The sequence below is a fragment of the Kitasatospora sp. NPDC086009 genome, from assembly GCF_044540385.1.
In the GTDB taxonomy this organism is placed as follows: domain Bacteria; phylum Actinomycetota; class Actinomycetes; order Streptomycetales; family Streptomycetaceae; genus Kitasatospora.
In genome coordinates this window covers 18,888-32,927 of sequence record NZ_JBITSA010000016.1, presented here as the reverse complement: position 1 = coordinate 32,927, position 14,040 = coordinate 18,888, and the positions used below count along the sequence as shown (strand labels likewise).

Here is a 14,040-nt window from a genome sequence, read left to right as displayed (position 1 = left end):
CGGGAGGCGGTGACGGGGGGCGGTGACGGGGAAGGGTCAGGAGGCGCGTTCGAGCAGGTGCCGGACGAGGGTCAGCAGCGCGTCGGCCGACGACCGCTGGTCGCGGGCGTCGCAGAACACCACCGGCGTGTGCGGCAGCAGGTCGAGCGCCTCGCGCAGCTCGTCCTCGGTGTAGTCGCTCTGTCGGTCGAAGCTGTTGACCGCCACGGCGTACTCCAGGCCGTACTGCTCGATCAGGTCGATGACGGGGAAGGTGTCCGTGAGCCGGGTCGGGTCGGTCAGCAGCAGCGCTCCCAGCGCCCCCCGCGCCATGTCCTCCCAGAGCTGCATGAAGCGCTGCTGGCCCGGCGTGCCGAACAGGTACAGCACCAGGTCGTCGCCGAGCGTCAGCCGGCCGAAGTCCAGGGCCACGGTCGTGGTCTTCTTGTCCGGTGCGCCCCGGAGGTCGTCGACGCCGGTGGACGCCTGCGTCATCTTCTCCTCGGTGCTCAGCGGGGCGATCTCCGACAGGGCGCCGATGAGCGTGGTCTTGCCGACCGCGAAGTGGCCCACGACCAGGATCTTGACGGCGGTCGTCACCCCGCCCGGGACGTAGATGTCCTCAGGCGAACCGGCGTTGAAGTCCATGCAGTACCTTCTCTAGAAGTCTCGGATCCGGGGCCTGGGCCGGTGGCGGGGCCGCCCGGCGCAGCAGCCGCCCCTCGCGGATCAGGTCCGTCAGCAGCAGCCGGACCACCCCCACCGGGAGCACCAGGTGGGCCGCGACCTCGGCCACCGAGAGGTAGCCGCCGGAGCACAGTTCCCAGATCGCCGTGGTCTCCGGGCTCGGCCGGGCCGGGAGGCCCTGCTCGGGAGCGACGGTGACCAGGGTGATCAGGGACAGGTCGTCCGCACTCGGCAGCTCACGGCCGCCGGTGATGACATAGGAGCGGATGAATCCGCTGGCAACCCGCTGCTCCTCGCCGGGAACCGTCATGAGCCGCTGTGTGTGCTCTGGCGCGGCGCCGCTGTCATGGCCCGTCCGAGCGCGCCCACCTGCTGCTGCATCCGGAAGGACATCGCCTCCATGTCCACGTCGGAGGCGGTGGAGGCCGCGAGGTAGGCGCCGCTGCCGGCCGCGATCAGGAAGATCCAGCCGTGGTCGTACTCCAGGAGCGTCTGGCGCCACGTCCCGCCGTTGCCGCCGACGAACGGGGCCACCGCGCGGCTCAGCGACTGCATCGAACTCATCGCGGCGGCGTTGGTCTCCGCCTCGTCGCGGCCGATCTCGCTGGACCGTTCGAGCAGGAGGCCGTCGGCGGAGACGAGAATGGCGTGCCGGGCACCGCGCACCTGCAGCACGTCGTTGAGCACCCAGGTCAGATCAGGGCTCACTGGATCTCGGTTCCTTCCGTGGTCATGGTGTTGCGCCCGGACAGCGTCCCGCGCTGGAACGCGCCGAGGCGGGACGCCGTCTCCTGGCCGGTGCTCGGCACCGGCTCGTCGACGCGGCCGGAGTCCTGCGGGTGCGGGACCACCGAGACAGTGCGCTGGCGGCGGCGCCTGGGCAGCCGTCCGTCCGCCGTCATCTCCGGGACCGCCTGCGCCGCGGCCGGGGCGACCTGGGCGAGGGCGGCCGGAACGGGCTCGGGCAGCGACGCGAGCCGCTGCGCCCGGGCCGGTACGGGCTGCTCCACCGGCTCCCCCTGGTACTCACCCTGGTACGTGCTCGGGTACGTGCTCTGCTGGGCGCCGTCGTACTCGCCCTGGTAGGCGTTCTGCTGGGCGCCCTGGTAGGCGCCGCTGTAGTCGCCGTGGCCGGCGGCCGCCGGGGGCGCGACCTCGCTGCTGAGCAGTTCGGCGGGCAGCAGCACCACGGCCCGCACACCGCCGTACGGGGAGACCGAGTCGACCGAGACCCGGAAGCCGTAGCGGGCGGCCAGCATGCCGGAGACGGCGAAGCCGAACTTCGGGGGGTTGCCGAGGCCGGTGAGGCTGATCGGCGCACCGGGGTTCAGGAGCGCGGCGGCGCGGTCCTTCTCCTCCTGCCCCATGCCGAGGCCGGCGTCGTCGATGATCAGGCAGACCCCGGTCGGGACGGCCTGGACGCTGATCTCCACCGGGGTGTCCGGCGCGGAGTAGTTGGTGGCGTTGGCCAGCAGCTCGGCCAACACGACGGCGACCGGCTCGACGACCTTGCTGACCAGCGAGACGCTGACCCGGGAGTGGATCTGCACCCGGTCGAAGTGCCGGATCCGGCCCTGGGCGCTGCGGGCCACGTCGTAGATCGAGGCGACGGTCTCCCGGCGGCCCAGCCAGCCGCCGCAGAGCACCGCGATGCCCTGGGCGCGCCGGCCGAACTGGCTGTTGGTGTGGTCGATCAGCATCAGGTCGGCGAGGATCTGCGGGCTGTCGCCGTACTTGCGCTGGACCTTGTCGATGACGACCTGCTGCTCGTCGGCCAGACCCTGCAGGGTCCGCATCGCCGCCTTGAGGACGGCCTTGGTGTCCTCCTCGGCATCCCGGCGGACCTCCGCCAGCACGGCCGCGTGCTGGCTCTGCAGGCGCGAGTTCAGCGCGCCGAGTTCGTCGCGTTGCCGCTGCGCCTGGGCGGCCGTCTCCTCAAGGGAAACGTTTCGCCTGCGCAGGGAGAGGTTCGTCCTGCGGGCTTGGAGGGAGACCCCGACTACTACGAGCATCACCACGATGGAGACCCAGAAAAAGGGTTCCTGCACAAATGACGTCATGAAACTCTCTTCAGGTGGCATCGCGTCAGGAACTGGTCCGGACCGCCCTGCGCGGGTGGGACTGGCGGCCTGCTCCCCGCCGAAAGACACCTGTTGTTCCAGCACGTCGGTGGAGCTCTTCCGGCACGGGACCTGCGGCAACGCCTATCGCGGAGTTAGCTTACTGCAACTCTTGGCATGTCAGAACAGTTGCCAATCAGGGCAGTTGGGGAGGAACTCCGCCACCTGACGACACTTCGGGGCCGACGTACCGGACATTGTGACCCCGCGTTCACCCGCACCTCACATCCGGGCCACAAACGGATTCGCACCCGGAGTGACCGCCCTGACACGCTCCGCCTCGACGCCCTCCCCCCGGCCACCGACCCGGCCGCAGCCCCGGCCGCCGACCCGGAGAACGACGACGGCGGGGCCGCGTCCGAAGACGCGGCCCCGCCGTCCGGGCCGTCCGGCTCCCGGTCGTCAGCGCATCGAACCCGTGCGGAGCAGGGTGCGGATGACGCGCATCGCGACGGAGAGGCTGGACAGCTCGTAGTTGTCCGAACCCCTTATGTCGTCGAGCGTGCTCTTGGCCCGGTTCAGCAGGGTGGAGTTGAGCTCCGCCCAGGCGGTGTACCGCTCCTCGGGGGTCGCGCCCTCGGGGCCGCAGGCCAGGATGTCGGCGGTCAGCGCCGCGTGGGCCGCGAAGAGGTCCTCGCGGATCGCCGCGCGGGCCATCGACGACCAGCGGTCGGTCCGCGGCAGCTCGATGATGCGGTCGAGCAGGTGGGTGATCTGCAGGCGGTCGGCCAGGTCGTAGTACAGCTCGGCGACCTCGGCGACGTCCTTGCCGGACCGGTCCGCGACCTCGGTGATGTCCAGGGTCGGGAAGGTCGAGGACAGACCCGCGATCCGGGTGGCCAGCTCCTCCGGCACGCCGGCCGCGGCGAGCTCGCCGTAGACCGACTCGAACCAGGCCAGGTCCTCGCCGCGCAGCGGCTTGGGCAGCGAGCCCCAGACCTGGTTGACCCGGTCGTGGAAGAACTCGATGGTGCCGGCGATGTCGAGCGGCTGGCGGCGGTTGTTGAGCATCCACCGGGTGGCGCGCTCGACGAGCCGGCGCGAGTGCAGCCGCATCCTGGTCTGGGCGCCGGCCGGGACCCGGTTGTCCAGGGCCTCGATCTCGGACCAGATCTGCTCCAGGCTGAAGACGGCCCGCGCGGCGGTGTGCGTCCGGGCGATCTCCTCGTACGTGGCGCCGGTCTCCTCCTTCAGCCGGAAGGCGAAGGTGCAGCCACCGCGGTTGATCGTGTCGTTGACGATCAGCGTGGTGATGATCTCGCGGCGCAGCGCGTGGTTGTCGATCGCCTCGGCGAACCGGGCCCGCAGCGCGCTGGGGAAGTACTCGTGCAGCGCGGTGCGGAAGAACGGGTCGTCGGGCAGCTCGGTGGCGAGCAGCTCGTCGGCCAGGGTGATCTTGGTGTAGGCGAGCAGCACCGACAGCTCGGGCTGCGAGAGGCCGCGGCCGTTCTGCTGGCGCTCGCGGATCTGCCGCTCGGTGGGCAGGAACTCCAGCCCCCGGTCGAGCCGGCCGTCGCGCTCCAGGCGGTTGATCATCCGGGAGTGGACGTTGACCATGCTGGTCGCCTGGGCGACGGCGTTGGCCAGCACCACGTTCTGCGCGTAGTTGTTGCGCAGCACCAGGTGGCCGACCTCGTCGGTCATCTCGGCGAGCAGCTGGTTGCGCTGCTTGACCGTCATGTCGCCGTCCCCGACGACCTGGTTGAGCAGGATCTTGATGTTGACCTCGTGGTCCGAGGTGTCCACCCCGGCCGAGTTGTCGATGGCGTCGGTGTTGATCCAGCCGCCGGCGCCCTGCGGGCCGCCGGACGCCGCGTACTCGATCCGGCCGAGCTGGGTGCAACCGAGGTTGCCGCCCTCGCCGACGACCCGGACCCGCAGCTGCTCGCCGTTGACCCGGATCGCGTCGTTGGCCTTGTCGCCGACCTCGGCGTTGGTCTCGGTGGAGGCCTTGACGTAGGTGCCGATGCCGCCGTTCCAGAACAGGTCGACCGGCGCCTGGAGGATCCGCTTCATCAGCTCGGCCGGGGTGAGCCGGCTCTCCTCGACGCCGAGCGCGGCCCGCACCTGCGAGGTCAGCTGGATCGACTTGGCGCTGCGCGGGAAGACCCCGCCGCCGGTCGAGATCAGCGACTTGTCGTAGTCGTCCCAGGAGCTGCGCGGCAGCTCGAAGAGGCGGCGGCGCTCGGCGTACGAGACGGCCGCGTCCGGGTTGGGGTCGAGGAAGATGTGCCGGTGGTCGAAGGCGGCGACCAGGCGGATGTGCTCGCTGAGCAGCATGCCGTTGCCGAAGACGTCACCGGACATGTCGCCGATGCCGACGACGGTGAAGTCCTCGGACTGGGTGTCGTGGCCGAGCTCGCGGAAGTTGCGCTTGACCGACTCCCAGGCGCCGCGGGCGGTGATGCCCATGCCCTTGTGGTCGTAGCCGGCCGAACCGCCGGAGGCGAACGCGTCGCCCAGCCAGAAGCCGTACGACTCGGCGACGCCGTTGGCGATGTCGGAGAAGGTCGCGGTGCCCTTGTCCGCGGCGACGACCAGGTAGGTGTCGTCCTCGTCGTGGCGGACCACGTCCGCCGGGTGGACGACCTCGCCGCCCTTGAGGTTGTCGGTGATGTCCAGCAGCGCCGAGATGAAGGTCTTGTAGGAGGAGATGCCCTCGGCCAGCCAGGCGTCCCGGTCCACCGACGGGTCCGGCAGCTGCTTGGCGACGAAGCCGCCCTTGGCGCCGACCGGCACGATGACGGTGTTCTTCACCATCTGCGCCTTGACCAGGCCCAGGATCTCGGTGCGGAAGTCCTCACGCCGGTCGGACCAGCGCAGACCGCCGCGGGCGACCTTGCCGAAGCGCAGGTGCACGCCCTCGACCTGCGGCGAGTACACCCAGATCTCGAACGCGGGGCGCGGGGCCGGCAGGTCCGGGATGGCCTTCGGGTCGAACTTCATCGACACGTAGGAGTGCCAGGCGCCCGCTTCTCCGGTGTGCTGGAAGAAGTTGGTGCGCAGGGTGGCCTTGATGAGGTGCAGGAAGGAGCGCAGGATGCGGTCCTCGTCGAGCGAGGCGACCTCGTCCAGCGCGCCGGACAGCTCCTCCAGGATGGCGTCGGTCAGCTCGGCCGCGCCCAGCTGGTGGCTGGGGCTCAGCCGGGCCTCGAAGAGGTTGACCAGCAGCCGGGTGCTGTGGGTGTTGTTGCGGAGCGCGTCCTCCATGTAGTCCTGGGAGAACGTCGAGCCCGCCTGGCGCAGGTACTTGGCGTACGCGCGCAGCATCATCGCCTGGCGCCAGGTCAGCCCGGCGGTCAGCACCAGCTCGTTGAAGCCGTCGTTCTCGGCCTTGCCGGTCCAGGTGGCGGCGAAGGTCTCCTGGAAGCGGTCGCGCGCCTCGTCGGTCAGCTCGACGGCCTCGCGCAGCCGCAGGCCGAAGTCGTAGACCCAGGCGGTGGTCTGGTCCGAGCGGGTCAGCGCGTAGGGGTGCTCGTCGAGCACCTCGACGCCCAGGCGCTGCAGGACCGGCAGGACCTCGGTCAGCGAGATCGGGCCGCCGACCCGGTAGATCTTGAAGCGGCGCTCGTCGTCGCCCGCGCCGACCGGCTGGTACAGGTTGAGGCGGAAGTCGCCCTCGCCGTGCAGCGACTCGATCTGCTTGAGGTCGGCGACGGCGGTGCGCGCGGTGAAGTCGGCGCGGTAGCCGTCGGGGAAGGCGTTGGCGTACTTGCGGGACAGCTCGGCGGCCCGCTCCTCGCCCAGCTCCAGGTGCAGCTGGTCGTTGAAGCCGTCCATCCAGAACCGGGCGGCCTCGGCGAGCTTGCCCTCGATCCGCTCGATCTCGGCGTCGGTCAGGTGCGGCAGCTCGCTGCCGGGGGTGACCCGGACGACGAAGTGCAGCCGGGTCAGCACGGACTCCGTCGACCAGACCGTGTAGTCGATCGAGGCGCCGTTGAGCTCCTGCACCAGGATGTCCATCAGGCGCAGCCGGATGCGGGTGGTGTAGCGGTCGCGCGGCAGGTACACCAGCGCGGAGAAGTAGCGCCCGTACTCGTCCTGGCGCAGGAAGAGCCGCAGCCGGCGGCGCTCCTGGAGGTAGAGCACGCTGGTGGCGATCTGGAGCAGTTCCTCGGCCGGGGTCTGGAAGATCTCGTCCCGGGGGAAGGTCTCCAGAATCTGCACCAGGTCGCGGCCGTCGTGGCTCTCGGTGGAGAAGCCGGAGCTGAGGACGACGTCCTGGACCTTGCGGCGGACCACCGGGATGCGGCTGACCGACTCGGTGTAGGCGGCGGCCGAGAACAGGCCGAGGAAGCGGCGCTCGCCGACGACCTCGCCGTTGGCGTCGAACTTCTTCACGCCGACGTAGTCGAGGTAGGCCGGGCGGTGCACGGTGGAGCGGCTGTTGGCCTTGGTGAGGACGAGCAGCTTCTTCTCGTGGGCCTTGGCGCGCACCGGCGCGGAGAGCCGGCCGAAGGCCTCGCTGACCGGGTGGTGGTCGTCGTCGTGGCTGAGCGGGTCGGAGCGCAGGATGCCGAGGCCGGTGCCGGCGACGGCCTTCAGGACCTCCTCGCCCTCGTGCTCCACCAGGTCGTACTCGCGGTAGCCGAGGAAGGTGAAGTGGTCGTCGGCCAGCCAGCGCATCAGCTCCCAGGCCTCGCCGACCTCCTGCTCGGGCAGGTGGGCCGGGGGCTCCTCGGCGAGCTCGTCGGCGAGCCGCAGCGCGGACTCGCGCATCTTCGTCCAGTCCTCGACGACCTCGCGGACGTCGCCCAGGACCCGGCGCAGGTCGGCCTCGATCGCGCGGAGGTCCTCGCGGTCGGTCTCGCGGTCGACCTCGATGTGCATCCAGGACTCGACGACGGCGTCGGCGGGCCACTCGGCGCCGGCGGCCTGGCTGCGGGCGCAGGCGTCGATGTCCAGGATCTCCAGCAGCTTGCCGGTGATGTCACGGCGGACCACCAGCTGGGGGTGGATCACGATGTGGATCGCCCGGTCCTGGCGGGACAGCTCGTTGGTGACCGAGTCGACCAGGAAGGGCATGTCGTCCGTGACGACCTCGACCACGGTGTGGCCGCAGGACCAGCCGTTCTCCTCCACCGACGGGGTGTGCACGCGGACCTCGGCGGTGCCCTGCGGGCGCTTGAGGCCGAGGCGGTAGTGGGAGGCGGCCGCGCCGTACACGTCGACCGGGTCGCGGTCGACCAGGTCCTCGGGCGCGGTGTGGAGGTAGTAGTGGTGCAGGTACGCGGTCAGAGCGCCGTTGCTCAGACCCTCCCCCGGCGCCGCTCCCCCCACCTGGCTGTTCTCAGCGGCTGCTGCTGCCTTCGTGAGCAGTTCGGCCTTGGCTGCGTCCAGCTTGGTCTGCATGACTTCTTGGCTCCTGTCGCGCGCCGTTGCGTGACTCGGTGGTGTGTGGTCTCACCGCCGGGTCCACCGCAATCCTGCCGCACCAACCGGCTGAAAGGTCTCCATGGCGCGCATGAAACACCTCCGCAGCGGGTAGGACGAGACGTTCGGCCTGCAGCCACCCGACGACGCCAGCCAGCCTAACGGGCCGATTCGAAGGTGTCAGGGGACAGGGAGGCGCAATCCTGCAGGAAGATCCCGCCGTCCTGGACACCATGTCCAATCCGACCCGCTGTGTTCGCCATCAGCCCATATGCGGGTGAACATACGTGGTCGGCGGGACGAAGGTCTCCTTGATCGACCGCGCCGAGGTCCAGCGCAGCAGGTTCTGGGCGGCGCCGGCCTTGTCGTTGGTGCCGGAGGCCCGGCCGCCGCCGAACGGCTGCTGGCCGACCACCGCGCCGGTCGGCTTGTCGTTGATGTAGAAGTTGCCCGCCGCGAAGCGCAGCTCCTCCACCGCCTGTGCGATGGCGTAGCGGTCCTGCGCGATCACCGCACCGGTGAGGCCGTACGGCGCGCCCGAGTCCACCCGTCGCAGGACGTCTTCCCAGCGGGAGTCCTCGTAGACGTGGACGGCCAGGATCGGACCGAAGTACTCGGTGCGGAAGATCTCGCCCCGGTGGTCGGAGGAGACCAGCACGGTGGGGCGGACGAACCAGCCGATCGCGTCGTCGTACTGCCCGCCGGCCGCCAGCTCCACCGTCGGGTCGGCCTTGGCCCGGTCGATCGCGTCGCGGTTCTTCTCGAAGGCGCGCCGGTCGATCAGCGCGCCCATGAAGTTGGACAGGTCGGTGACGTCGCCGACGGCCAGCGCGTCCACCTCGGCCAGGAACTCGTCCTTGATCGTCTGCCAGAGGCTGCGCGGCAGGTAGGCCCGGGAGAGCGCCGAGCACTTCTGGCCCTGGTACTCGAAGGCGCCGCGGATCAGCGCGGTCCGCACGATCGCCGGGTCGGCCGAGCGGTGGGCGAGCAGGAAGTCCTTGCCGCCGGTCTCGCCGACGATCCGCGGGTACGTCCGGTAGCCGCCGATGTTGGCGCCGACGGTCTGCCAGAGCGACTGGAAGGTGGCGGTGGAGCCGGTGAAGTGCAGCCCGGCGAGGGCGGGGTCGGTGAGTGCCACCTGGGAGAGCTGCTGCCCGTCGCCGGTCACCATGTTGATCACCCCGGGCGGCAGGCCGGCGGCCTCCAGCAGGCGCATCAGGTAGTACGCGGCCAGGGTCTGGGTGGGCGCCGGCTTCCAGACCACGGTGTTGCCCATCAGGGCCGGCGCGGTCGGCAGGTTGCCCGCGATCGCGGTGAAGTTGAACGGGGTGACCGCGTAGACGAAGCCCTCCAGCGGGCGGTGGTCGGTGCGGTTCCACACCCCGGGCGAGGAGATCGGCTGGTCGGCCAGGATCTCGCGGGCGAACCGCACGTTGAACCGCCAGAAGTCGATCAGCTCGCAGGCGGAGTCGATCTCGGCCTGCTGGACCGTCTTGGACTGGCCCAGCATGGTGGCCGCGTTGAGGGTCTCCCGCCAGGGGCCGGCCAGCAGGTCGGCGGCGCGCAGGAAGACCGCCGCCCGGTCGTCGAAGGACAGCCCGCGCCACTCGCGCCCGGCCGCCAGCGCCGCGTCCACCGCGGCCCGGGCGTCCTCCCGGGTGGCGTTGCCCAGCACCCCCAGCTTCGCCGCGTGGTGGTGCGGCTGGACGACCTCGATCCGCTCGCCGCCGCCAAACCGCTGCTCGCCGGCGATGGTCATCGGCAGCGGGATCTGCTCGGCGGCCAGCTCGTCCAGCCGGCGCACCAGCCCGGCCCGCTCCGGGCTGCCGGGCGCGTACCCGTGCACCGGCTCGTTGCCCGGGGTCGGGACCTGGGTGACTGCGTCGATGGGCATGGCGGCTCCGCTCGTCGTCCTGATGGCCTGGCGTCAATCCAGACTGACGAGCGGAGGGCCGGTTCGCCCGCTCGGACACGCCACCGGTGGACGTGGTTCGCGCCACGTCCGGGCGCCGGGCCACCGGACGCCGGGCTACCGGGCCGGACTCAGCCCACCAGGCTCGCGGCCAGCTCGACGGCCTCGGCCAGGCTGTCCACCACCGGGACGCCCACCGGCTCCAGCTTCGCCCGGGTGTGCGAGCCACCTGTGTACAGCACCGCGTGCGCACCCGCGCTCAGCGCCGCCAGCGCGTCGTCCGCGGCGTCGCCGATCAGCACCGTGCGGGCCGGGTCCACCTGTTCCCCGAGCGCGGCCAGGTGCCTGGCCAGGTGCTCCGCCTTCTGGCCGCCGGCGGGCCCGCTGCGGCCGTCCACCCGGAGGAAGTGACCGGTCAGGCCGAAGCCGTCGACCACCGGCAGCAGCTTGTGGTGCTCGTACATCGACAGCAGGGACTGGCTGTGCCCGGCCTCCCCCCAGCCGCTCAGCAGCTCCAGCACGCCCTCGGTCAGCCCGCACGCCACGCTCAGCTCCAGATAGCGGTCGTGGAAGACGTCGTCGAGCCGCAGCCACTCGGCGTCGGAGGGCATCCGGCCGAGCAGCCGCTGGTAGAAGCGGGGAATCGGGATCTCGTACTGCTCGCGGTACTCCTGCATGGTCATCGGGCCGATGCCGATGGTCGCGAACGCGGCGTTGCTCGCGCCGAGCACCGCCTCCATGTCGTGGAAGAGCGTGCCGTTCCAGTCCCAGACGATATGAGTGCGCACGCAGGGAACGGTAACCCCGGTCACCGACGAAGCGGTACGACGGGGTGGCCGGGGCCCGGCGGGCGGGCGGCGCGAGGCGGGCCGCTCAGGCCGCCCCGGGCCGGGCTCAGGGCAGCAGAGCGGCGATCTCCTGGGTGGCGAACCAGAGCAGCTCGTGGTCCTCGGCGCCGTCCACGGTGAACTGGGCGTCCTGATCGCCCTCGTCGGCCGCGGCGACGGCCGCGACCGCCGCCTCGACGTCCGCGACCACCTCCTGGTCGGCCACGTCCGCGTGCACCGCGGCCGCCTTCGCCAGCCGCACCGGCCCGGCCAGCACCACCCGGCCCAGCGAGGCCTGGTCCTGGTACTCGTCGCCGGGGAACGGCCGCACCGCGGAGTCGGCGACGTCCAGCGCCACCACCACCCGGCGGCGCGGCGCCTGCGGGTCGGCGGCCAGCAGCCGCAGCGAGGACTGCGCGGCCCGGTTCAGCGCCGCGTACTCCAGCTCTTCGAGGTCGTCACTGACGTACCACTCGCGCAGCGCGGGGGTCACGGCGTACGCCGCGGACTGCTCCAGGGCGCCGCCCGGGTGCGCCGCTGCCAGGCCGGTCAGGGTGGTGGGCACGTACACGCGCATCGGTGGCACTCTCCGGTTCGTCCAGCGGCACAGCTTCCAGCGCCCCAAGAATAAGCGCCGGGGTGGCATCCGTGATCACGCGCTCACTCCCGCCCGCACCGCCGGCTCCCGGCGACGGCGCCGCGCACCACCGGTGCCGCCGGGAACCGGGCCGGCCGGCGGCCCTGCGGCGTGCCGGACACGGCCGCCGACCACCCGGGGCGCCGACCGGATCACCGCACGCGAGGGGACCGGGCGCCCCCGGCGGCCGGGCACGCCCTCGACCCGAGCACGCGCCCCCGGCCGCCACGACCCGCCGCACGCGCTGCCCCCACCGGCGACCGCCCGCGCGGGCGGATCACCGCACGCCGTCCAGGGCCGCCCGGCTGGTCCGCAGCGCGCTCTCCAGCACCGCTCCGCGGCGGGCCGGGTCCATCATGTTCGGGCCCATCACCGTCAGGTCCGCCAGGGTCGGCGCGAGCAGGTGCACCCGGACGCCGCTCGCCCGCAGCAGCCGGGTCTCCCGCATCAGCTGCCTGGTCACCGCCCGGCGGTAGCGGCCGACCAGCTGGGCGAGCACCCCGCGCGGGCGGTCCCGGGCGCGCCACTCGCGCAGCGCCACCACGGTGCCGCGACCGGGCTCGGCGCGCCCGCGCGGGTGCAGCCGCAGCGCCATCGGGGCGAGCACGAACACCTCGTCCAGACCGCGGCCGAGCATCAGATCGGCGTTGGTGGCCGACCAGCAGCCGCCGTCCACGTACGCCGAGCCGTTCACCCGGACCGGGGCGAACCAGCCGGGGATCGCGCAGGAGGCCATCACCGCGTCGGCGACGGCGGCGGCCGGCGCGCCCGGATCGCCGAAGACCACCCGGCGGCCGCCGCGATAGTCCACCGCCGCCACCCGCAGCGGCGAGCCGGCCGGCCAGCCGTCCCCGCCCAGCAGACCGCGCACCAGCTCGCCGACGGGCTCCAGCGAGCCGCGGCCGTGCGGCGCCATCGCCGACACCATGGTCAGCAGCGGGTACTCGCGCGGGTGGCGGACGGCGTCCCGCAGCAGGCCCGGCGAGCCGATGCCGGCGCGCGGGCGCGGGGGCAGCGCCCCGCCGACCGCGGTCTCGTAGTCGAAGGCCACCCCGGCCAGCGGGCCGTCCGGAATCGGCAGACCGCGCTGGTGGTCGCGGAGCTCGCCGGTACCGACCCCACCGGCCAGCATCGCGGCGAGGATCGCGCCCGCCGACGTCCCGAGCACCACCTCGGCGCCGCCCGGCCGCCAGCCGACCGCCTCCTCGACGGCGCAGAGCGCGCCGACCGTCCACGCCGCGCCCAGCATCCCGCCACCGCCCAGCACCAGGCCGCGCCGGGGCCGGCCGTCGGCGGGCGGCGCCGACGACGACGCCCGTGTCTGCGCTACCCATGTCGTCATGCCGGCCGCCTGTCCTCGTCGGGGCGCTGTCGTGGTCCGTCCTCCACGGTTCCCGGACCGGCTCCGATCGTGCGCGCCCAGGGCCGGGCGGCGCAACGTCGCGCCCGGCGGGCGCGCCGCCCGTCCCGACGGTCCGGGGTGTCCCCTTTCGGGCCTTCCCGCTGGCCCCGGTACGTCAACCGGGCGCCCTCCCGACGGGCCCGGCGGCCCTTGCGGCACCGGGTCTTTCACCCGGATAGGTGAGACCGCGGGCGGGCCCGCCGGATGCGCCGAACCCGCTTGCCGCCCCGTGCGGCACCGGGCTACCAAGGACCCGTCCGTACCCGCACCAACTGCCCGGGAGGGCCCCATGACCACCAGCCCGGTCCCCGCCGCCGCCCAGCCCGCCCCCCGACCCGCCGGGCCGGCCGCCGTACCGCCCGGCGGCCACGGTGGCCGGCCCGTCCGCCCCTCGGCCCACCCGCACCGGCCGCACCACCCCACCGCCCGGACCGGCCACCACCCCTACGACGGCCGGCGACCGCGCCGGCCCCGGACCGCCTGCGCCGCCCCCGCCGCCCCGGGCCCCCACACCGGGCTGAGCACACGGTTCGCCCACCAGCTGGTCGAGGTGCTCACTGGCGCCCGGCCGTCCGGCCAGCTGATGCGGCACACCAGCCTGGACGGCTACGGCCAGCTCGCCTCGCTCGTCCGGATCGGCATCCTGCGGCGCGGCGGCGCCGCCGACCGGCCCCGGCTCGGGCCGGTGCACAACCGGTCGCCCTCGCCCGACGCGATCGAGGCCTGCGTCCGGGTCGACCTCGGCAGCCGGCACCACATGGTGGCGTTCCGGCTGGAGCAGCGCGGGGCGGCCGGGCAGTGGCAGTGCACCGCCGTGGAGGCCCGGTGAACCCGCCCGGCGCGACCGTCCTGTCGCACCGCCCCCGGTCCCGGACGGGCGCCGCACCGGGCCGCGGCGGCCGGCCCGCACCAGGTGCCCCCGGCGGCTTCCGCGACGGCGCCACGCGGCCCGCACGGGCCGCGTGGACCCCGCGGTCCGACCCCGCCCCACGGTCCGACCGGCCCGCCGACGCCGTGGGCACCGGCAGCGGCACCGGCGCAATCCCGCAGGGCGCCACCCCCCTGCGGGAGTGGCGCCCTGCGTGGCGGCGGACCGGGCGGAC

General features: G+C 72.8%; 10 protein-coding genes. 1 reads left to right on the top strand and 9 read right to left on the bottom strand.

What is annotated here, in order from left to right; all coding sequences use genetic code 11:
- Positions 1-36: 36 nt before the first annotated feature.
- The 9 genes from ACIF6L_RS30060 to ACIF6L_RS30020 form a co-directional block, all read right to left on the bottom strand.
- Positions 37-627 carry an ATP/GTP-binding protein gene (locus ACIF6L_RS30060; RefSeq protein ID WP_329487891.1) on the bottom strand — a complete coding sequence of 197 codons (591 nt, stop codon included), beginning with the start codon at positions 625-627 and terminating at the stop codon, positions 37-39.
- Positions 602-976 carry a DUF742 domain-containing protein gene (locus tag ACIF6L_RS30055; RefSeq protein WP_329487892.1) on the bottom strand — a complete coding sequence of 125 codons (375 nt, stop codon included), beginning with the start codon at positions 974-976 and terminating at the stop codon, positions 602-604. Before ACIF6L_RS30055 ends, ACIF6L_RS30060 begins: the two co-directional genes overlap by 26 nt.
- The gene (locus ACIF6L_RS30050; RefSeq protein ID WP_329487893.1) at positions 973-1,374 is read right to left on the bottom strand and encodes a roadblock/LC7 domain-containing protein; all 402 of its coding nucleotides are present in this window, start codon (positions 1,372-1,374) and stop codon (positions 973-975) included. Before ACIF6L_RS30050 ends, ACIF6L_RS30055 begins: the two co-directional genes overlap by 4 nt.
- Positions 1,371-2,726 carry an ATP-binding protein gene (locus tag ACIF6L_RS30045; RefSeq protein ID WP_329487894.1) on the bottom strand — a complete coding sequence of 452 codons (1,356 nt, stop codon included), beginning with the start codon at positions 2,724-2,726 and terminating at the stop codon, positions 1,371-1,373. The genes ACIF6L_RS30050 and ACIF6L_RS30045 overlap by 4 nt, the downstream gene beginning before the upstream one ends.
- A 462-nt stretch (positions 2,727-3,188) precedes the next feature.
- On the bottom strand, positions 3,189-8,138 hold the full coding sequence (locus tag ACIF6L_RS30040) for an NAD-glutamate dehydrogenase (protein WP_396490694.1): 4,950 nt from the start codon (positions 8,136-8,138) through the stop codon (positions 3,189-3,191).
- A gap of 283 nt (positions 8,139-8,421) precedes the next feature.
- Positions 8,422-10,047: an L-glutamate gamma-semialdehyde dehydrogenase gene (pruA, locus tag ACIF6L_RS30035; RefSeq protein ID WP_396490710.1), complete on the bottom strand. Its 1,626-nt coding sequence runs from the start codon at positions 10,045-10,047 to the stop codon at positions 8,422-8,424.
- 155 nt (positions 10,048-10,202) lie between these two features.
- Positions 10,203-10,859 carry an HAD hydrolase-like protein gene (locus ACIF6L_RS30030; protein ID WP_329487896.1) on the bottom strand — a complete coding sequence of 219 codons (657 nt, stop codon included), beginning with the start codon at positions 10,857-10,859 and terminating at the stop codon, positions 10,203-10,205.
- A 106-nt stretch (positions 10,860-10,965) separates the two neighbouring features.
- On the bottom strand, positions 10,966-11,475 hold the full coding sequence (locus tag ACIF6L_RS30025; protein WP_329487897.1) for a DUF6912 family protein: 510 nt from the start codon (positions 11,473-11,475) through the stop codon (positions 10,966-10,968).
- A 337-nt stretch (positions 11,476-11,812) separates the two neighbouring features.
- A complete protein-coding gene (locus tag ACIF6L_RS30020) occupies positions 11,813-12,877 on the bottom strand; it encodes a patatin-like phospholipase family protein (protein WP_359809208.1) in 1,065 nt (354 codons plus the stop codon).
- Positions 12,878-13,226: 349 nt separating this feature from the next.
- On the opposite strand from ACIF6L_RS30020, the gene ACIF6L_RS30015 reads away from it, so the two are divergent.
- Positions 13,227-13,766 (top strand): Rv3235 family protein, encoded by a 540-nt coding sequence (locus ACIF6L_RS30015; RefSeq protein WP_396490695.1) that lies wholly within the window; start codon positions 13,227-13,229, stop codon positions 13,764-13,766.
- Positions 13,767-14,040 lie beyond the last annotated feature (274 nt).